20 protein-coding genes are annotated in these 20,039 nt (G+C 54.2%); 14 read left to right on the forward strand and 6 right to left on the reverse strand.

Translation table 11 applies throughout. The features are described 5' to 3' along the window. Positions 1 to 5: 5 nt before the first annotated feature. The 4 genes from opp4C to K2F33_RS20540 all read left to right on the forward strand — a co-directional run bounded on the left by opp4C (position 6) and on the right by K2F33_RS20540 (position 3,585). Positions 6 to 935: an oligopeptide ABC transporter permease gene (gene opp4C, locus K2F33_RS20525; protein ID WP_152398031.1), complete on the forward strand. Its 930-nt coding sequence runs from the start codon at positions 6 to 8 to the stop codon at positions 933 to 935. 14 nt (positions 936 to 949) lie between these two features. Then, positions 950 to 1,933 carry an ABC transporter ATP-binding protein gene (locus K2F33_RS20530; RefSeq protein ID WP_076171628.1) on the forward strand — a complete coding sequence of 328 codons (984 nt, stop codon included), beginning with the start codon at positions 950 to 952 and terminating at the stop codon, positions 1,931 to 1,933. Further along, positions 1,926 to 2,891 (forward strand): ABC transporter ATP-binding protein, encoded by a 966-nt coding sequence (locus tag K2F33_RS20535; RefSeq protein WP_145024466.1) that lies wholly within the window; start codon positions 1,926 to 1,928, stop codon positions 2,889 to 2,891. The genes K2F33_RS20530 and K2F33_RS20535 overlap by 8 nt, the downstream gene beginning before the upstream one ends. 169 nt (positions 2,892 to 3,060) lie before the next feature. Beyond that, positions 3,061 to 3,585 carry a hypothetical protein gene (locus K2F33_RS20540; protein WP_263878410.1) on the forward strand — a complete coding sequence of 175 codons (525 nt, stop codon included), beginning with the start codon at positions 3,061 to 3,063 and terminating at the stop codon, positions 3,583 to 3,585. Positions 3,586 to 3,663: 78 nt separating this feature from the next. On the opposite strand, the gene K2F33_RS20545 is transcribed toward K2F33_RS20540, so the two are convergent. Next, entirely contained in the window at positions 3,664 to 4,476 is an 813-nt protein-coding gene (locus K2F33_RS20545; protein WP_076171636.1) for a DUF4367 domain-containing protein, read from the reverse strand. Further along, the gene (locus tag K2F33_RS20550; protein WP_076171639.1) at positions 4,457 to 5,044 is read right to left on the reverse strand and encodes an RNA polymerase sigma factor; all 588 of its coding nucleotides are present in this window, start codon (positions 5,042 to 5,044) and stop codon (positions 4,457 to 4,459) included. The genes K2F33_RS20545 and K2F33_RS20550 overlap by 20 nt, the downstream gene beginning before the upstream one ends. A gap of 281 nt (positions 5,045 to 5,325) precedes the next feature. Here K2F33_RS20550 and K2F33_RS20555 point away from each other — a divergent pair, with 281 nt between their 5' ends. Both K2F33_RS20555 and K2F33_RS20560 read left to right on the forward strand, forming a co-directional pair. Further along, positions 5,326 to 7,608: a histidine kinase gene (locus K2F33_RS20555; RefSeq protein WP_263878411.1), complete on the forward strand. Its 2,283-nt coding sequence runs from the start codon at positions 5,326 to 5,328 to the stop codon at positions 7,606 to 7,608. A gap of 60 nt (positions 7,609 to 7,668) precedes the next feature. Next, positions 7,669 to 8,673: an aldose 1-epimerase gene (locus K2F33_RS20560; RefSeq protein ID WP_263878412.1), complete on the forward strand. Its 1,005-nt coding sequence runs from the start codon at positions 7,669 to 7,671 to the stop codon at positions 8,671 to 8,673. 100 nt (positions 8,674 to 8,773) lie between these two features. Here the strand turns inward: K2F33_RS20560 and K2F33_RS20565 are convergent, their stop codons facing one another. Next, positions 8,774 to 9,256 (reverse strand): double zinc ribbon domain-containing protein, encoded by a 483-nt coding sequence (locus tag K2F33_RS20565; RefSeq protein WP_263878413.1) that lies wholly within the window; start codon positions 9,254 to 9,256, stop codon positions 8,774 to 8,776. 293 nt (positions 9,257 to 9,549) lie between these two features. Here K2F33_RS20565 and K2F33_RS20570 point away from each other — a divergent pair, with 293 nt between their 5' ends. From K2F33_RS20570 to K2F33_RS20580, 3 genes are read left to right on the forward strand one after another with little or no spacing between them, the layout of a single operon-like run. Further along, on the forward strand, positions 9,550 to 10,488 hold the full coding sequence (locus tag K2F33_RS20570) for a helix-turn-helix transcriptional regulator (protein WP_076171649.1): 939 nt from the start codon (positions 9,550 to 9,552) through the stop codon (positions 10,486 to 10,488). Between the two features lie 21 nt (positions 10,489 to 10,509). Continuing rightward, the gene (locus K2F33_RS20575) at positions 10,510 to 11,208 is read left to right on the forward strand and encodes an AlkZ-related protein (RefSeq protein ID WP_263878415.1); all 699 of its coding nucleotides are present in this window, start codon (positions 10,510 to 10,512) and stop codon (positions 11,206 to 11,208) included. A gap of 24 nt (positions 11,209 to 11,232) precedes the next feature. Next, positions 11,233 to 12,132 (forward strand): hypothetical protein, encoded by a 900-nt coding sequence (locus tag K2F33_RS20580; RefSeq protein ID WP_263878416.1) that lies wholly within the window; start codon positions 11,233 to 11,235, stop codon positions 12,130 to 12,132. Between the two features lie 100 nt (positions 12,133 to 12,232). Here K2F33_RS20580 and K2F33_RS20585 read toward each other — a convergent pair whose 3' ends face one another. The 3 genes from K2F33_RS20585 to K2F33_RS20595 form a co-directional block, all read right to left on the reverse strand. Further along, positions 12,233 to 12,997: an SDR family NAD(P)-dependent oxidoreductase gene (locus tag K2F33_RS20585; RefSeq protein WP_412973933.1), complete on the reverse strand. Its 765-nt coding sequence runs from the start codon at positions 12,995 to 12,997 to the stop codon at positions 12,233 to 12,235. A gap of 178 nt (positions 12,998 to 13,175) precedes the next feature. Next, entirely contained in the window at positions 13,176 to 14,405 is a 1,230-nt protein-coding gene (locus K2F33_RS20590; protein ID WP_263878417.1) for an aminopeptidase, read from the reverse strand. Between the two features lie 182 nt (positions 14,406 to 14,587). Further along, complete coding sequence (locus K2F33_RS20595) at positions 14,588 to 15,820, reverse strand: aminopeptidase (RefSeq protein WP_263878418.1); 1,233 nt, start codon at positions 15,818 to 15,820, stop codon at positions 14,588 to 14,590. A 159-nt stretch (positions 15,821 to 15,979) separates the two neighbouring features. Here K2F33_RS20595 and K2F33_RS20600 point away from each other — a divergent pair, with 159 nt between their 5' ends. From K2F33_RS20600 to K2F33_RS20620, 5 genes are all read left to right on the forward strand, one after another. Further along, the gene (locus tag K2F33_RS20600) at positions 15,980 to 16,252 is read left to right on the forward strand and encodes a hypothetical protein (RefSeq protein WP_076171655.1); all 273 of its coding nucleotides are present in this window, start codon (positions 15,980 to 15,982) and stop codon (positions 16,250 to 16,252) included. 56 nt (positions 16,253 to 16,308) lie between these two features. Next, positions 16,309 to 16,977, forward strand: coding sequence for a sporulation-specific diadenylate cyclase CdaS (gene cdaS / locus K2F33_RS20605; RefSeq protein ID WP_076171658.1), 669 nt, complete (start codon positions 16,309 to 16,311; stop codon positions 16,975 to 16,977). 201 nt (positions 16,978 to 17,178) lie between these two features. Further along, a complete protein-coding gene (gene lspA, locus K2F33_RS20610; RefSeq protein WP_263878419.1) occupies positions 17,179 to 17,631 on the forward strand; it encodes a signal peptidase II in 453 nt (150 codons plus the stop codon). Positions 17,632 to 17,834: 203 nt separating this feature from the next. Then, positions 17,835 to 19,088, forward strand: coding sequence for a DUF445 domain-containing protein (locus K2F33_RS20615; RefSeq protein ID WP_263878420.1), 1,254 nt, complete (start codon positions 17,835 to 17,837; stop codon positions 19,086 to 19,088). Between the two features lie 27 nt (positions 19,089 to 19,115). Further along, on the forward strand, positions 19,116 to 20,024 hold the full coding sequence (locus tag K2F33_RS20620; protein ID WP_263882404.1) for an aldo/keto reductase: 909 nt from the start codon (positions 19,116 to 19,118) through the stop codon (positions 20,022 to 20,024). The last annotated feature ends 15 nt before the right edge of the window (positions 20,025 to 20,039 follow it).

Here is a 20,039-nt window from a genome sequence, read left to right on the forward strand (position 1 = left end):
CGCTTATGGCCATTAACAGTACACCAATGACCGATGCCGTTCCGGCTGCAACAACGACGCCGAAGTCTTCCTCCTTATTTAAACAGTCGATGCGGAGGCTGCTGCACAACAAGCTGGCGATTTTTGGACTTGTCGTCGTGGTCATCATGTTTATCGCTTGTTTCCTGGGGCCTGTATTTTCGCCTTATGCCGATAACAAAATTCATATGAATGTGATGAACAAAGCGCCAAGCATGAAGCACTGGCTCGGTACCGATGCCCTCGGGCGTGACGTGCTTACGCGGGTACTTCAGGCCGGCCGCATTTCCTTGACGGTAGGTCTGGCTTCCATGTTCCTGTCCGTGTTTATCGGTGCGCTGCTCGGCGCGATCGCCGGTTATTACCGGGGAATCGTGGACCAAATCATTATGCGGATCGCCGATTTGCTCCTGACCATTCCGGGACTGCCGCTGCTGTTTATTTTCGGCGCGCTGCTGTCCGAATGGAAGGTGCCGACGAATTACCGCATGTATATCGTTATGCTGATGCTCGGCCTCGTCAACTGGCCGGGGCTTGCCCGGATGGTCCGGGGGCAGATGCTCAGCCTCCGCGAACGCGAATTCATGCAGGCCGCCGTGGTGCTCGGTCTGCGCGACCGCCGCAAGCTGTTCAACCACCTGCTGCCGAATATCGTTCCGCTCCTGATCGTCATTGCGACGCTCAATATTGGCGGTTCGATCCTCAGCGAGTCGGTGTTGAGCTTCTTCGGCCTCGGCGTCATGCCGCCGACACCGACTTGGGGGAATATGATCGACGCGGCGAACAATTTGATCGATTTTCAGGAGCATCCATGGCTGTGGATTCCTCCAGGATTCTCTATTTTTATCACGGTAATTGCCATTAACATATTTGGAGACGGACTCCGGGATGTGCTGGATCCCAAACAGAAGAGGTAGGTGAACAGCGTTCTATGAAAGATCTCATTAAAATCGACCATCTGCGCACGCATTTCTTCAGCGACAAAAACGTGATCAAAGCCGTAAATGACGTCAGCCTGCGCGTCCGGGAAGGCGAGACGGTATGCGTCGTCGGCGAGTCGGGCTGCGGTAAAAGCGTTACGGCCATGTCCATCATGGGTCTGATTGAGGAACCGGGAGGTAAAGTGGTTGGCGGAAGCATTGAGTTTGACGGCCGGGACCTGCTGAAGCTCAGCAAAAACGAGCTGCGTACGATCCGCGGGAATGACATCTCCATGATCTTTCAGGAGCCGATGTCTTCGCTGAACCCGGTTCTGAAAATTGGGCAGCAGATTATGGAGCCGCTTATGGTGCACCAGAAGCTGAGCAAGAAGGAGGCCCGCGCCCGTGCGATCGAACTGATCGAGCAGGTGGGGATCTCGCGGGCAGAGCAAATCGCCGATTCCTATCCGCATGAATTGAGCGGCGGAATGCTGCAGCGGATCATGATCGCGATTGCGATCTCCTGCGGTCCGAAGCTGCTGATCGCCGATGAGCCGACGACGGCGCTGGACGTTACGATCCAGGCTCAAATTCTGGATATGCTGCGCGAATTTAAAAAGAAGTCGAACATGTCGATGATGCTGATCACCCATGATCTGGGCGTCGTGGCCGAAATGGCGGATTACGTCGTTGTCATGTACGCCGGCAAAGTCGTGGAAGAAGGCGAAGTGGTGAAGCTGTTCGAGTCGCCGAAGCATCCTTATACGCAGGGTCTGCTCAAGTCCAAGCCGATCATTAATCAGCGGCAGGATGAGCTGTATTCGATCCCGGGGCAGGTGCCGAATCCGCTGGATCTGACCGAATCGTGCTATTTCCATGACCGCTGTGCGCACTGCATGGACATTTGCAGAACGAAACAGCCGGCGCTTAAGGAAGTTGCGGATCAGCAAAAAGCCGCTTGCTGGCTGTATGAGGAGGCGGTTGTTCATGTCTGATGCATTGCTTGAAATCAGCCATTTGAAAAAATATTTTCCGATCCACAAAGGCCTGCTGAACCGCACCGTCGGTCACGTGAAGGCCGTTGACGATATCAGCATCACGATCCGGCCGGGTGAAACGTTCGGGCTGGTCGGCGAGTCCGGAAGCGGCAAAAGCACGGTTGGCCGCACGGCCATCCGCCTGATCGAGAAAACGTCAGGGGAGGTCAAGTTTAAAGGCATCAATATTTACGACCTCCCTCCCGAGGAGCTGCGCAAGCTTCGGCCGAGCATGCAGCTGATTTTTCAGGATCCGTACAGTTCTCTGAACCCGCGGATCCGCGTCGGAGACGCCATTGGCGAAGCGCTGCTGGATCACGGCCTGGTGCCCAAAGCCGAGATTCGCGACCGGGTGCTGGAAGTGCTCCAATCCTGTGGATTGTCCTCTTACCATATCGACCGGTTCCCGCATGAATTTTCGGGCGGTCAGCGGCAGCGGATCGGAATAGCCCGGGCACTGGTGCTCAATCCGGATCTCATTATTGCCGATGAGCCCGTCTCAGCGCTGGACGTATCCATCCAGGCACAGATCATCAACCTGTTCCGCAAGCTGCAGGAAACGCGCGGGCTGGCGTACTTGTTCATTTCCCACGACCTCAGCGTCGTGGAGCATTTATGCACGCGGATCGGCGTCATGTACCTGGGCTCCATGGTTGAGACGGCGACCCGGGATGAGCTGTTTAAAAATCCGCTGCATCCGTATACGAAGGCGCTGCTGTCAGCCGTGCCGGTTCCGATTCCGAAGCTGAAGCGGGAGCGCATCGTGCTGAAGGGCGACATTCCGAGCCCTTCCAATCCGCCTTCGGGCTGCAAGTTCCACACGCGCTGCCCGTTTGCGGTGGCCCGCTGCAAAGAAGAAGTGCCGGAATTCCGCGATGCGGGCGGCGGTCACTTCGTTGCCTGTCACCTGGTGTAACTGCCCCTTGTTAGGGGAAGGGAAACCCCCGTTTCGATCGAAACGGGGGTTTTTTAGTGCTTTTAATGAAAATGTGAGAAAAACCAAAGAAAATGATGAAAAAATGATGAAACCTCTGAAAGGAGACCGCCGTTAATAGTAGTGAAATTCAATATTTCCTAAAGGAAAGGTGAGAGTCATGACGAAGAAATGGATCAACCACAAACTGCCAGCCATTATTGCCGCCACTACCGTACTCAGTGTGCTTCTCTCGACCGGGGCGGGTGCCGAACCAGCCGGATCCGATGATGCGGACATTTCCGCAGCCGCCGTAAAAGAACCGGGAGCCTTAACCACTCCTCCGCCTCCTGAACACTTCATCACGAGCTTCGCGTCTTTCACATACTTGAACAACTGCTATGCGTCGGCCTCGCTCGTCAATAGCACAACCGTGGCTTTAAAGGCGAGTACTTTCGCCAAACAGAGCGTTGACAAGATTGGTGTCGATCTAACCCTGCAGCGCTGGACTGGATCCGCATGGGTCGATATGGAAACGAGACGGTTCCTGGACACTGGAAACAGCACGATATCCGGGGAGTACAACGGCACGGTGATCACGGGATATTATTACCGCGCCAAAGCCTACCATACCGTATATCAAGGATCTGCTTTCGAACAGACCACCACGTATTCCCCACAAGTGTTGGCCAAATAGGATAACAAATAAAAGTGACCGCCTGCGGGCGGTCACTTTTGGGTCACGTTGAATAGGGATATGCCAACAAATTAATCATTAGGGAAGAGGCTCGACCAAGTTGAGAATTTCCTCTTTACTCGCCTTTGTCATGATGATCAGCTGCACCTTATTATATTTCATGATCAGCGAATTCATGTTGCTTTCGGTGTAATAGGCTTCATAACCGTTCTTGAGCTTGATCTTGACAGGTTCACCGTTCGTGAAATAGCCTGTGCCAGAATTCGGGAGAATCCGGCTCACAGTAATGAACAGATTATCGTCTTCCTTTGGCCCGGTATAAAGCATGGTAATTTCGTTATATTTCTTTGTTTCGAGATCTTTTGCTATGACGGTGGATTGCTTGAAATGATAACGCTCGGGAATTCGGCCGCTAAAATCCGGAATGGTAAAGCTCAATTCTTTCTGCACTTCACTGAGCGGGCGCGTTGTTGGGACACCCTGTTCCGAAGAAATGATTTTCCCATCCCCTAGGGGCGGTTCCGGCTCCCCGTCCAGATAATTTGGCGGGGGAGGGGTTTTCGCGATCCCTCCCGTATCAGACTGGTCGTCTTGGAAAAAAACCACATTCTTAACGCCGTCTCCCCAGTCAACAATGGAGTCGAGCAGCGGAGAAATTGCCTTCGTCACGGCTGTGGAGCTAAAAATGACCGCTCCGGCCACGAAAGATGCGGCCACCACACCACCAAGCTGCAGGTGCCGATTACGTCTGCGGGAACGGTTCACTTCGTTCAGCCGGGCTTGAACCTTGTTCCAAGATGCCTTCTTGCTATCTTCGGACGTCAAGGAAGTTGAAGAGGCTGCCTTCTCGAAGGCGGAATCGAACCAATCTTCAAATTTTTCGCTTTTCATCCTTTACCCCCCACTCCTTAAAGAGCATTTTCTTGATACTTTCACGTGCCCGGTACAGACGTTGTTTGACGGCATCCTCGGTAACTTCAAGCAGATCGGCGATTTCCCGGTACGACAGGCCCTTGCGCCAGCGATACTCGACCAGAACCCGGTATTCCGGTTTCAATTCTCTTAAATACTGAATAATCGATTCTTCCATGAATTTCGTTTCTACCGTATTTTCGATCGACACCGTCGGCTGCGCAATCTCTTCTTTATACATAAAGACACCTTCCACATCGACTTGGTTACGGTACTTTTTATTTTTTCGTAAATAATTTATGGTCGTGTTGCGCGTCACGACTTTGAGCCAGGCTTTCAGCTTGGCTTCATTTTCAAACACGGGTTTGCTTTTGATGATCTTAATGAAAGCATCCTGGATAATATCTTCCACCACGGAATGGTTTTTCACGATATACATGATCATGCCGTAAGCATAATCATAGTACTCATAATAGATTTCTTCCTGTAAATCCCGGCTGAGATCGTTGTAATCCGTAGACACAAGAAGCCGGATCATGTTCGGCATGGTTTTCCCCTCTTTCCCATTCGCCCGTCTCTCGTCTGTTTTATCTCATCTTTCCCATTTTACATGATATGTCCAGTTTAGCCTATTCTTTCATGTGAAACGGATACGGAAGAGACAGGGTGAAACAGGCACAAATAGCCGTATTTTCTTCCGAAAAAGACGCTAGATCGGGCAATACCAATACAGGGTGATCCAAAAACGGCGGTGAACGATTTTACAAAGATGACTGTGAACAGGTAAGATTCTCCACATATCAACAATGTGCAGAAGGGGCATGAGCCATGGGGGACTACAGACGCAAATCGCCTGAAGAAATTCTCGAAGAAATCCATAGACTGCGGCGGGGGCGGCTCAAAATCATCATTGGGGCGGTGACCGGTTCCGGGAAAACCTATCACATGCTCCGCGAGGGTCAAACCCTGAAGTCCCAGGGGATTGACGTCGTCATTTGCGCGGTGTCCACGCTGCAGCGTACGGAAACGAAAAAGCAGCTCGCCGACCTGGAGCGGGTGCCCAGCATCCACTGGAATGAAGGAAAAACGGAATACAAGGATCTGAATCTGCCGGGCATCGTAAGCCGAAATCCCGAAGTTGTGCTTGTAGACGGATTAGCTCATCGAAATCGCAAGGGCGCCGAGCATCGAACCCGGCTGGAAGATATCCAGTTTCTGCTGAATCACGGCATCAGCGTCATCACAACCGTCAATGTATATGAAATTGAAGGCATTCATGAACTTGCCCGCAAATGGACCGGGGTAGAGGTCAGGGAAACCGTTCCGCTTACGACTCTGGGTACGGCCGATGAGGTTCGGCTGATCGACGTTTCTCCGGAAACGCTCATCTCCCGGTTGAACGAAGGCCATCTGCAGAGCAGCCGGGACGGGGCGTCATTTACCCGCAAGGATTTGGCCCTCCTTCGGGAGCTTGCGCTGCGCTTGATGGCCGACGATGTGAACCAGTCGCTGGAGAAGTTCCGTGAGCACGAGGGCATCAGTGGCCCCTCCGGTGCCTCGGAGCGTATCCTGGTGGCGGCGCAATACCATTGGAACGGTTCGATCTATGTACGGCGCGGACAGCAAATCGCAAAGCGCCTGAACGGCGAACTGCTCGTCGTTGTCTTTACGCGGCCCAAGCCGTCACTGTCACGCGAGCAAGAGGCATTTAAGCGTTCTTTGCACAAAATGGCGGACAAGACGGACGCCAAGCTGGAGGAGCTGCCTTTGTCGGCTCCAAGACGGTTTGCCAAGTCGCTGATCCGGTATGCTTTTGATAAAAAAGTGACCCGCATCGTGCTGGGGCATTCCCGGAAAAACCCCTGGCAGGAGCTGTGGCAGGGTTCAGTGACGAACGGCATTCTGAAGCATGCGCATGGCATCGACGTGTTCTGGGTAGCCGACCGCACGGCGCAAGGGGAACCGCGGATTCTGCCGGCCCGCCGAACGCAAAACAAGCAGGGGAAGGGGTATCACCGGCTCAGCCGTGAGGAAATGAACGAGAAAGTGAAGCGGATCGAGCGCGGCCGGTTCAAAATTTATATCGGCGCGGCCCCCGGCGTAGGCAAAACGTACACCATGCTTCGAGAGGGGAATGACATATTGGCCAAGGGAACGGATGTGGTTATCGGGTGGCTCGAGACGCATGGTCGCGCGGAGACGGCGGCGCAGGTCGGCAGTTTGCCTGTTATCCCACCGAAGGAGATTTCCTATAAAGGCACTACGCTGTACGAAATGGATACAGAGGCGCTGCTGGCAAGAAGTCCGGAGCTCGTGCTCGTCGATGAGCTGCCTCACACCAACATGCCAGGCAGCCGTTTCCGCAAACGGTATGAAGATATTTTGCTTCTGCTGGAGAACGGGATTTCGGTCATAACAACCTTGAATGTTCAGCATCTGGAGAGCCTCAACGATGCCGTCGAGCGCATCGCCGGCATCCGGGTCTCCGAGACGGTACCGGACACGCTGCTGTCAATGGCCGATGAGGTGGAGCTGATTGACGTTACGCCGCAATCGCTGCAGGAACGGATGAGGGAAGGGAAAATTTATGCGGCGGACAAAGTCGATCAGGCGCTTGGTTCCTTTTTCCGAACGGGGAACCTGATTGCACTAAGGGAGCTTGCGCTCCGGGAACTGGCCGACGATGTGGACGAGCGGCTGGAGTCGTGGCAGCGGAATATGTCCCTTCGCGGACCCTGGAGAAAGGAGGAGGTGATCTTTGTGTGTATCCTCCCCGGGACCTCTGCCGAGCGCCTCATCCGGCGCGGATTCCGGATCGCTTACCGCCTCAAGGCCGCGCTTCACGTGACTTGCGTCCGCATGGAAGGCCGGGATTGCGACCTGGGGCGGTGGCAGGGGCTGACCGAAAGCCTGCAGGGGCATTTCGGCATTCTTGAAACAGACGGGTGGAAAGAACTGCCGGCCAAAGTGCTGGGGCAGGCCGAACAAATTCATGCAACCCAGATGATTCTAGGACGATCAGAAGAAGGAATCATGACTAGATATGCACGCCGAAGAATGCTGAAACGGCTGATTCATGGGGCAAGCCGGATCGATGTGCTTCTCGTATAATGCCACAAATGGTATATTAGAAGAACATTCCTTTTTAATCATGAACAGGAGGAGAACAAGTTGACACAATTTGCGGCATTTGAAGGCGATTTTAATGGGGAAAAGGCGATCTGGCTGAAGCATGGGAAATACGAAGCTGCGGTGCTGCCTGAGATCGGCGCCAATCTGATTTTATTCCGGGATACCGAGCAAAACTTCAAGTTTTTGCGGGAACCGGAAGCCGGTGAAATGGAAGATTTCAAGGCGAATCCGGGTGTCTACGGCATTCCGGTACTGTTTCCGCCCAACCGTTACGATGGCGGCAAATTCGAATGGGAGGGCAAAGTCTACCAATTCCCAATCAATGAAGAAGCCACGGGCAACCAGCTGCACGGATACATGCATACGATCCCATGGACCGTGGATTACATAACCAGCGACGATTATGAAAGCGCAGTCGTTGTATCCCAGCGCGTAGGAGAAGGGCATCTGTATAAAAAGTATCTGCCTTTCGATTTCACGATTACGCTGCGATATTCCCTGAACCGGGAAGGGCTTCGGCAGCAGGTCACGATCACCAATGACGGCAAGGAAAAAATGCCTGTGCTGCTGGCGTTCCATACGGCGGTCAATGCCCCGTTCGTGCCGGGAAGCGAAGCGAAGGATTACCGGGTTAAAATTACGATCGGCCAGCGGCGAGAGCTGGATGACCGGATGCTGCCGACAGGTGCTTTCCAGCCGCTGTCTCCGGAAGAGGAGCAGCTCAAAGGAGAAGGCGTGTTCCCTTACTTCACCGAAATGGACTTCCATTATACGGCTGAACCGCAGGATGGACGCAACCGGATGGAGCTCACGGATACACGCACCGGGGACGTGCTGATTTACGACGTAGGTACCAGCTATAAGCACTGGATGGTTTGGAACCAGTTCGCCGGCGGCAAATTTTTCTGCCCTGAGCCTCAGATCAACCTCGTCAACGCTCCGAATATTAAAAACATTCCCGCAGAGGATATGGGACTGTTCGGCTTGACCCCGGGCGAGAAGTGGGAAGAGACGAGCTTTCTGTATGCGCTCAAAAGAAATTAAGCATCGCGGCCAAGCTTCCTGATCCGCTCTTTAAAAAAACGACAAAACGCCGTGTCCCTGCTGCAGTGAGGGATACGGCGTTCTCTGATTTACTGATAAATTACTCGTGCTGAAGCTTATGACCGCAGCTGCGGCAGAAATGATCTGAAAATGAGGCCGGTTCTCCGCATTTGGTGCAGTAGGCGCTTTTCGGAATCGAGTTCGAAACGGCTGCCGGCTGAACGACCACCGTATGGAACTGCTGTCCGCAGAACGGGCAGTAGGTCGCGTCCGCGGGAAGCATTTTGCCGCATCCGCATTCCTTCAGGTTTTGCAGGTGCTGGATTTTCCGCTGCAGCTCTTCCACTTCTTCTTCCAAGGCAAAAATGGCCTCCCGGTATTTCTGGATCTCCGCGCTCGGGATCGTGCCGTCCGGTTTCTCCAAGGACTGATGGACGATACGGCCGATTTCCGTATAATTTTTTTCGATTTCCTTTTCCTTCGCCGCCGCTTGAAACTTCAGGGTTGTGGATTCAACCGTGTTCTGCGCTTTCTTGCCGGCATCCGAAACGCCCTGCTTGATTTTGTTGAAAAAGTTGGACATAACGGGTATTCTCCTCCTTGCGTCCATGTTCTGATGAAGCCGCCGCGTCGGTCACAGCGTTTCTTCATATCCTGTCCAGTCGTTTGACTCGCTTTTATGCTATTGTATGGCTCTTCCCAATGCATTATAACTGAGCCGGGGCCGAAGGGAAAGTCCTGCCAGCGCCTTAAACCGCGTCATTCGACAACTTTTGCATAATGTTGAAAAAGAAAATTCGGCCAAACATTAGTGACATCCAAGTTGTCACCAATAGGCTGATACAATGATTCTACAGCGTGAAGAGGGTGAAAAACATGAACCGTATGGATCGCCTGATGGCGATACTCATCGCGCTTCAGCAGGGAAATCAGACGGCTGCGGGGCTAGCCGCCAAGCTTGAAGTGTCGCGGAGGACCATTTTGCGGGATATGCAGGCCCTTTCCGAAATGGGCATTCCGCTTGCCGCGGTGAGCGGCCCCCAAGGCGGATATTATCTGATGGAGGGTTATCAGCTGCCGCCGCTGCAGCTCAATTCCCGCGAAGCCCTCTGCCTGCTGTTCGCGTTGGAAGGGCTGACTCGTTACGCGGACACGCCGTTCAATTCGGAGCGGTGGACCGTAATGGACAAAATCAAGGCCATTCTGCCCCGGGAAACTGCGGAGACGGTCCATCCGATGCTGGATCGCCTGGAAGTGGAGGTGCCCAAGCGTAAGTATACCGTTCCGCACTTGAACGAGCTGCTGGATTATGCCTCCAGCAATCAATGGGTATCGGTGTTTTACCATTCGATGAACAACCGCCGCAGGCTGCTGATCCATCCGCTGAGGATTTACGCCGCCAACGGGTTTTGGTACTGCGATGCCTACTCGCAAACCCACGGGGAGCAGCGGATCTTCCGGATCGACCGGATGACGGAGCTTCGTCCGGAAGACCCGCCTGAAGTTGGTGAAGGCGATGGCGATCGTCATCAAGGAAAGTCGGAGCCGCAGACGGTCCATATCCGGGCGAAGCTAACCTATCGCGGAATGCTTCAGGTCGAGCGGGACGAGCATGTCGGAGAGCAAATCAGCGCGGTCGGAAACGAAGAGTGGCTGGCGGATTTTCATCTGCCGGTGTCGGAGTGGCATTGGGCCGTGCAGCTTTTTTACGCGCTTGGTACGGAGGCGGAGGTGCTTGAGCCCGAGGCTCTTCGCCGGGAGGTTTGCGCCAAGGCTGCGGGTCTGCTGGCTGCCTATGAGGCAAACCATACATAAGACGTTGGAGGAGATGATCAATTGCTCAAGGAAAATGAACAAAAACCGCTGCACATCGAACGGTACGAGGACGCGTGCGATTTCATCGCCCGCATCGGCATCCTGCCGCTGTCCGGCTTGATCCCGGGACATCCGTCCCTGGACGGGGTCACTCCCAAGGAGAATTGGCATACGGGAACCGAACGGGATCCCTGGCTGTGGCGCGCCCGGTTTCCCGGCGACGGGACGGCGGCTTACGGCAAATTCATCAAAAAGAAGGCGGTGCTGATCGCGGCGGATTGGTTTCCGCTGGTGCTGCGGCTGCTTGGTAGTGAAGAGAATCCTGAGAAGCGTTACCGGGACGGCTTGTTATCCAAGCCGGCATGGGAGCTGTACCAGCTGATCCGGGACGACGAAGGGATCGAGACGAGGGAGCTGCGGGCCCGCGCGGGCATGAAATCACCGGACCGGAAAAAGGAGTTTGACCAGGCACTGGCGGAGCTGCAGGGACAGCTCGCCATCGTCATTTCCGGTGTCAAGGAGAAGCGGAACCTGCTCGGAGAGAAAAACGGTTGGAGCAGCACCTCCTACCAGACGACAGAGGGTTGGATGCGTCAGTATGGTATCGAGCGGTTCCGGGGAACGAGGGAGCAAGCGCAGTCTGAGCTGAAGTTGAAAATGGAGGATGCATGTACACCGGAAGCGGTGACGTACATGCATAAAGCGTTCGGCATCCGTTAATCAGAATTAAAGGAGGAACTGTTGATGGGAGCAAAGGAAGGAAGGGCAGCCCGTCTGGAAAAAGCCAGAGCGTTCGTGCTTGCCAACGCCCGGCTGCTGGACCGGCGGCGTTATGAAATGGGGTTCGAAGGAGGTTCCGCGGATGGGGTTATTGCTGCGCTCAAAGCCTATCAAAACCCTGACGGCGGGTTCGGGAACGCCTTGGAGCCTGATATGCGCACATCCGCAAGTCAGCCTGTGGCGGTGGAGCAGGCGCTCTGGATCATGGACGAGGCGAACCGGTTTGATACGGATATCATCGCGGGAATCGCGGCATATCTCAAATCGATTACCGTCCCGGCCACAGGCGGTTTCCCCCGGGCGCTGCTGTCCGTTAATGATGCTCCACATGCTCCTTGGTGGATAACGGAGGACGACCAGCAGGCATCGCTGAATCCAACCGGAAATATTCTCGGTCTGCTCTACAAGCAGACGGCTGTGAACGATTTCAAGCAAGAGGAATGGTTCACGCGAAGCGCGGAATTCATCTGGAACCGGATTCCCCAGGCTGATCAGACGGATTATCATGACCTGCACCAATGCATTACCTTTTTGCAATATGCCCCCGATCGGGGAAGAGCATCTGCGTTGCAGGAGGAGTTGAATCGCTGGCTCCGGCAGCCGGGCGTCATCGAGCTTGATCCCCGGGCGGAAGGCTATGTCCATAAAGTGCTGGACTGGGCGCCTGTTCCGGCCAGCTACGCCGCGGGGCTGATCTCCCCGGCGGATATTGAGCGTCACCTGGACGATTTGGAAGAACAGCAGGAGGCCGATGGCGGATGGAAGGTGTCGTTCCCATCCATCAGTCCGGGCAATGGGGCGGAATGGCGGGGGCTGATCACAGTCAACCGACTGATCACACTGCGCGCATACGGCAGGCTGTAGCTGCGTCATTTCAGGGAATGATATATGGCAAAAAAGCAAAAGGACAGCATTCGGCTGTCCTTTTACTGTCCATGCTTTGATAAAGTCTAGTATGTAGCATCTAAATAGCCGGCATGACGTTGCCGCCGTTCACCGGAATGTAAGCCCCGGTGATAAAGCTCGACAAGTCGGACGCCAGAAACAGTACCGCATTGGCAATTTCCTGGTCGGTGCCCCGGCGCTTGAGGGGAACGCTGCTCGAATACCCTTCGCTGACCTCGGTGTTATTCTCCCGGTCGCGGTCGCTGATGGTCCAACCAGGAGCGACCTGATTGACCGTGATGTTATGCTCGCCGACCTCCTTTGCAAGCACGCGGTACACGCCGTCCATACCGCGCTTGCCGGCAACGTAAGCGGACTGGCCGGGGAAGTTCTGCATGGAGCATTCGGTGTTGATCCCGATCATCCGACCTTGCTTGCGCTCGATCATGGCCGGGATGAAGGCTTTGGCCAAAAGAACGTTCTGCAGCACGCAGGATTCGAACTGGCTCCGGTAATCCTCGGCCGGCTGATTCAGCACGCTGGTCCATTCATACTGAATGACAGCGTTTGCGACAACGATGTCAATGGCCTGCCACTCCCCCAGCAGGCGGTCTTTCATCGCCGTAACCGATTCGGCATCGGTGATGTCGGCCTGAACGGCGATGCAGCGCCGGCCCAGCGCCTCAATTTCCCGCTTCAGCTCCAGCGCTTTCTGTTCGTTGCCGCGGTAGTGGACGGCTATGTCGGCCCCGGCACGGGCCAGTGTACGGGCCATGACCCGTCCAAGCTGGCCGGAGGCGCCGGTAATCAAAGCGTTTTTCCCCGTAAGATCTATGGATATCATTGAACGAATTGCTCCTCTCCCTTGGTAGGTAAATTCGTACAAATCGTACCACCGGGATCCGGGAGCGTCAAATGGAATCCATGTTTATACCTGAACGGGAGGTGGGGAGGGGGCGGCATTTTGTAAACAAAAAAAGCACCCCGTCGGTCATGCGACTGTCAGGGGTACTGCCAGAGAATTAAGCCCAGTTTCCGTTGACAAACACCGGTTCTTCTTTGCCATCATGGGTGATTCCGGTAATGTTCATTTCGGGAGAACCCATCATGAAGTCGACGTGTGTGATGCTCTGGTTCATGCCATGGGACTCAAGCTCTTCCTGGGACATCGTCTTACCACCCCGTATATTGAAGGCGTAAGAGCTGCCGATTGCCAGGTGGCAGGAAGCATTCTCATCAAACAAAGTCGTATAGTACAGGATGTTGCTTTGTGAAATCGGAGACTGGAACGGTACAAGGGCTACCTCGCCAAGATAGTGGGAGCCTTCGTCCATCTCGATCAGGCGTGCGAGCGTGTCCTGGCCTTCTTCCGCTTTGTAATCTACGATACGGCCGTTTTCGAATGTCAGCGTAAAGCGGTCGATGATGTTGCCGCCGTAGCTGAGCGGTTTGGTGCTGCTCACAGTTCCGTTCACGCCGGTTTTGAGCGGGGCAGTAAACACCTCTTCGGTCGGGATGTTGGCGACAAACGCCGTACCCTGCTCATTGACACTGCCCGCCTGGGCCCAAATATGGCCTTCGGGTAGCTCGATCGTCAGATCCGTGCCCGGTGCCGTAAAATGCAGCTTTTGATACTTTTTGGCGTTCAGCTCATCCGATTTTTGCTGCAGCGTATCGATATGCTCTTCCCAAGCGGCGATCGGATCTTCGCGGTCCGCGCGACATGCATGGAAGATGGCGTCCCACAGCTTGCCGACCTGCTGATCCTTCGGCGCATCCGGGAACACCTTCGCGGCCCAGTCTGGGGAAGGGAAGGCAACGCCCGTCCAGCTCATTTTATCCGCCTGCTGAAACTGGCGGTATTTCGCCATCGCCTGACCATAGGTGCGCTGATAATCGGCGATTCTTCCAGGCTCTACTCCTTTGAGCAGGTCGGGACTGGAGGAGAGAACGGTCAGAAAAGCGGCTCCGTTCTCAGCGAGCTCGGTCATTTCGCCCGCATACCAAGTCGGGGCTTCAAGGAAAGATTCCGCCGGTGCCAAATCGTACCGGAGCCGGGTGACCGCCTCGTCGGTATAATTGACTTTGACGAGCTTGGCGCCGATCTCATACGCCTTGCGGACGATCAGGCGAACGAGCGGGGCGGCGTCGATCGTTGCATTCACAACCAGCGTTTGTTCGGGCTGCACGTTTGCACCGATTTTGACGGCAAGCTCGGCATAATTGTTTAATTTGTTTTCGAACGAGAGCATAGGCTCTACCTCCACATATGTATTCAATTCTTCCCCATTATAAATTAACCACTGGATAAATAAAACACCTGACTACAAAAGAGCCCTCCTGTCATCGCTTCAGGAAGGCTCTTGCGGCTCCAATATTTCATCGTATGCAGAACAAGGATTCACAGCATTAATGGACCGATTGGAGTCAGTCCTTAAAATGCCCAGTTTCCGTTTTTAAATACAGGCTCTTCCGACCCGTCAGCGTTAACGCCGAAAATGTCCATTTCCCCCGAGCCGATCATAAAGTCGACATGGGTCACGCTTGTGTTCAGACCGCGCTCAGCAAGCTGCTCCTGATTCATGTCCTTGCCGCCTTCAACACAGAAGGCGTAGGCGCTGCCGATCGCCAAATGGTTGGAGGCGTTTTCGTCAAAAAGCGTATTGAAGTACAAAATGTTCGACTCGGAAATCGGTGATTGATGCGGAACCAGCGCGACCTCGCCGAGGTAGTGCGCGCCTTCGTCCATTTCGACGAGATGCTCCAGCGTTTCCTGTCCCTGTTCGGCGCTGACGCTTACGATCCGGCCATTCTCAAATGTAATGGAGAAGTTGTCGATGATGTTGCCTCCATAGCTCAGCGGCTTGGTGCTGCGCACCGTGCCGTTTACGCCCGTCTTCAGCGGCGCGGTGAACACTTCCTCGGTCGGCATATTGGCGACGAAGCTGTGTCCTTTCTCGTTGATGCTCTCGCCGGCTGCCCAAATATGTCCTTCCGGAAGCTCGATGGTCAGATCGGTTCCCGGTGCGATATAGTGGAGCTTCTTATATTTTTTGGCGTTCAGGATGTTCGATTTTTCCTCCAATGTGGCCAGATGCTTTTTCCAGGCACCGACCGGGTCTTCCTGATCAATGCGTACCGTATGGAAAATCGCTTCCCACAGCTTTTGCACCCGTTCAGATTCGGGAGCGTCAGGGAACACCTTTGCAGCCCATTCCGGCGAAGGGACAGCCACGATTGACCAGCTGAACTTGTCCGCCTGCTGGTAAGCGCGGTAAGGCGCCATCGCCTGGCCGCGTGTTTTTTGGTTCATGGCGATCCGTTCCTGCTTGATCCCCTTCAGCAAATCCGGGTTCTCGGCAATCACGTGCAGCACGGCTGCCCCGTTTTCCACGAGTTCGATCATTTCCCCTGCAAACCATTTCGGTGGAATCGCGAAAACTTCATCGTCGGCCCGTTCATACTGCAGACGAGTAACGATTTCGTCGCTCCAATTGACTTTGACGAGCTTGGCGCCCGCATCATACGCTTTTTCCACAATTAAGCGGACAAATTCCGCCGACTGGATCGATGCGTTGACGACCAGCGTTTGGCCCTTCTGGACGTTGACGCCTACACGGACGGCAAGATCGGCATATTTGTTTAATTGACTGATGAAATCGGTCATGGATTCATCCCTCCAGATACTGGTTATCAACTGACACAAGTAGTATTGTACTAAATTGTTCAGCATAATGAAAACATAAGCTCTGCCGTTTGATGGAAACGGCCTCCTCCATGGTATACTATAGTATCAAATACACCACTTAGAAGGAGCAATGGATTCATGGACTTTACAATTATCGAAGCCGGGATGAAGCTGGACGAGGAACGACACTACGTGGGGCACACCATTTTTACTTTGGAGGGGCATAAGTCCAAGTATGAGGTTACCTTTTTCAGCAAGAAGGGCGATGATTGGGATTACAGCCTGAACTATGCGGACGAATCGGGCATCGAAGAGGAGATGCTTCAGGCCGATGCGCGGCTGGAAGAGGACGACGACCTGTTTGATGCACTGCTTGATGCCGCGATGGATACGATGGAAGACGCCGAATAGTCGGAAGGCTGAACGGAGCAGTCTATATTTTAAGCCATAAGGAAAGGTGAGCCGACGTGAACAATGAAGATGAGCTGGGTCTGTCTGAAACGATACAGGTCCATCTGAAAAAGAGCCTGTCCACTATTAAGGCGGAAATCGAGAGCATGCTGGCGACGATCGACCAGAAGGAATGCTGCATTTTGAATGAGTTTGAGCAGATCCACAGCGTCTTTACCGACATGCAGATGACGGCCGCATCCTATTATCTGAATGCGTATCTGTCGCCTTATACAGATCGCTACGTAGCGTTGTCCACGGCGCTGCAGCATCTGTCGGAGCGGAATCACGGGGCGCTCATCGTCGTCAAAAGAAACGATGCGCTCCCGCCGCTGGTGCATTCCGGCATACCGGTCGGGGCGGACGTGTCGCATACCCTGCTGGAATCGATTTTTTATCCGGGGGGACCGCTGCACGACGGGGCAGTGCTGGTCGACAAGAACCAAATCGTCTCCGCCGGCAATGTGCTCCCGGTTTCCAAAGCGCTGCGCGAGGGGAAACTTGGAACCCGTCACCGGGCTGCGTTGGGGCTGTCAGAAATATGCGATGCGCTGATCCTTGTCGTTTCGGAGGAGACGGGCAGGGTTTCTTTTGCGCTGAACGGAACGCTCTACCCGGTACGCCCGGGGGAAATGGATTCGCGGCCGGTGTTCAGCCCGGATGTAGCCGTCCCTGGAGGGGATTGAGGCAAGTTCGTGGCAGCCAGCAGATGCAGGATGAGAGTGAAACTTGTGTACGCAGAGCGATCTGACGCATAATGGACATACAGGCATGCTGCATGACTCCATCAGAAAGGGTCAGCATCGGCGTCTCTACCCATTTTGTTCCTACGCTGAACAAGGGGAAATGAGACAACGGACGCAGAGGGAAAGAGGTGCATCATTATTTTGTTTTACATCATATCGCTGATCGTCATTGCGATCGACCAACTGAGCAAGCTCTGGGTCCGCTCATCCATGGTTGTCGGAGGTTCGAGGCCTTTTCTTGACCCGTACGTTCATTTTGAGTACTACCAAAATACCGGTGCCGCGTTCAGCTCGTTCCAGGGCTACGGCAAGTTATTTGTCGTATTTGCGGTGTTTGTTACGGCCGTCATTATTTATTACCGGACCAAAGGCATGCTTAAGGGGACATGGATGGAGCTGGCCACGGGCTTTCTCGTCGGCGGGGCGATCGGCAATGCGATCGACCGGGTGCTGTTCGGCAAGGTTACCGATTTTATCGTCCTCGGCCGCATGACAGGCATTATGAATATCGCGGATATCGCGATTAATATCGGCATCGTGGCCATTATTCTGTCCGTGATCTTCCGCCGCGAGCCCAAGCAATCTTATTCCTGATGCCCTGTTAACCGGACATTTGGAATCATGATGTGCAGACAGCAGACTCCCGGGAAGCCGGGAGTTTTTCGCGAGCCCGGGTTTTTCGGCTGTAAACGAAACAAATGGGCTACAATATGGTTAATAGTTTGATAGCGTGATCGGTCATTGAAGCAAGTCGAATCGACGCCATCATGGTATACGTACATATGGGGGTATGCAGATTGAAATCCAGATACTTGGCCGGGTATTCCCTGGCTGTTATGGGCGCGGGCTTTCTCGTCATGCTTTTCCTGCCGCAAAATTCGTGGGTTAAGCTGCTGCTGGGAGGCTTTGAAGCCGGACTCGTCGGCGGATTTGCCGACTGGTTTGCGGTCACCGCCTTGTTTCGCCATCCGATGGGGATTCCGATCCCCCACACGTCGCTGCTGCTTAAGAACCGCAACAAAATCGTCAATTCGCTCATTTCCGCATTGGAAACCGAACTTCTGAATAAGGAAAGCATCACGTCCAGACTTCGGCAGATGAAGCTGTTCCAGTCTGTGTCGACCGGGCTGTTCAAGCTGATCCGGCGGAAAGAGGTCCGCGTGAAGCTCCTGTCTTCGCTGGAGCAGGCCGTTCGCGAACTGCCGCTGGAGAAAGCGGCCCCGCACATCCGGGACATGGTGCTTCGGTACATTCATAGCCGGAACATCACCGAATTGTTAAATCGTGTGGTCAAAGAGACGGAAGCGCACCAATTGGACGAGAAGGTATTGGACTACGGACTGCTGTACGCCGCAGAATGGGTGAACAACCCGGATAACGAAATGATGCTCGGGAAGCTGGCGCATGCCAAACTGGACGAGCTTCAGCTTGGAGGAATGAAGGGCTTTGCCGTTCAGGCGATGCTGGGCTTTATGAACGAGGAGAAAATGGGAGCGATTCTGAAGAAGCTGATCCTCTCGGCCTTGCTTGAAGTGGCGAATCCGGAAAGTCCATACCGGGAACGGGTTGTCCAAGGCATCCGGGAGCGTTTGGCCCAAGTAGCCGACAGTCCGGAAACGGAAAGCCGCGTAAAGGGTTGGCTGGATGACAAGCTGAGCTCTGAGAACGCGGAAGCATGGATTGCCGGCCAGCTGAACCATTTGCGTGAACGTCTGCTGCAGTGGATCGAAGCCGAACGGGAGCGCGGCGGGCGTATATGGATTCGTCTGTTCCGCTGGTGCCATGATTTGTTGCAATCCAAGGAAGAGTTAACCCACCGGTGGGAAAAAGGGGTTCTGGCAATGATCGTTCAGCTGGTGGAATCCAATTATTACCGGATCGGCGTGCTGGTTCGGGAAAATCTGGACAAGCTGGACGATCAGACGCTCGTCAACATGCTGGAGGAGAAGGTCGGCAGCGACCTGCAGTGGATCCGGGTCAACGGCGCGATTTGCGGATTCGTGATCGGCATCGTGCTGAGCGCCATTCATTTGTTGATTTTAAACGGGTAATTTCAGGGGAAGGGACAGGTGAAATTAATGAAAAGGAACCAATTGGGAACATCGGAACTGAACATCAGCGAGATTGGGCTGGGCTGCATGTCCTTGGGAACCGATGAGGCGCAGGCTGAGCGAATCGTTCACGCGGCACTGGAGCGGGGCGTGAATTTTTTGGACACCGCAGATCTCTACGACAGCGGCAGAAACGAAGAAATTGTCGGTAAGGCGATCCGCGGACGCCGGCAGGACGTTGTTCTGGCGACGAAGGTAGGAAACCGGAGAATTCCTGGTAAAGAAGGTTGGGTATGGGACCCTTCCAAAGCGTATATCCGCTCTGCGGTAAAAGAAAGCCTTCGCCGTCTCCAAACGGATTATATCGATTTGTACCAACTCCATGGCGGTACCTTGGACGATCCGATTGACGAGACGATCGAGGCGTTTGAAGAGCTGAAGCAGGAGGGCGTGATCCGCTATTACGGCATTTCGTCGATCCGTCCGAACGTGATCCGGGAATACGTAAAGCGTTCCGGAATCGTCAGCGTCATGAGCCAGTACAGCATTCTTGACCGCCGTCCAGAGGAAGAGGTGCTGCCTTTACTGGCCGATAACCATATCAGTGTCATCGCCCGCGGTCCGGTGGCTTCCGGTGTCCTGACCGAGCAGGGCGGAGCGAAAGTGGCGAAGGGGTACCTGGATTACACCCCCGATGAACTGATCCAGATCCGCGAGCAATTGCAGCGCCTGGTCAAGAATGACCGGAGTATGGGGCAGACCGCGATCCGGTACGCCTTGGCGAATCCGGTAGTGGCGACGGCCATCGCGGGAGCAAGCTCCCTTGAGCAGCTGATCCACAATACTGCGGCTGGAGACGCTCCGGCGCTCACCGACGAGGAGATCGAACGGATCCGCAGCTTTAGTAAGGCGAATCAGTATACAGCGCACCGTTAATAACAGTATTTTTCC

Source organism: Paenibacillus sp. PSB04, from assembly GCF_025809195.1.
Taxonomy (GTDB): domain Bacteria; phylum Bacillota; class Bacilli; order Paenibacillales; family Paenibacillaceae; genus Paenibacillus_AQ; species Paenibacillus_AQ favisporus.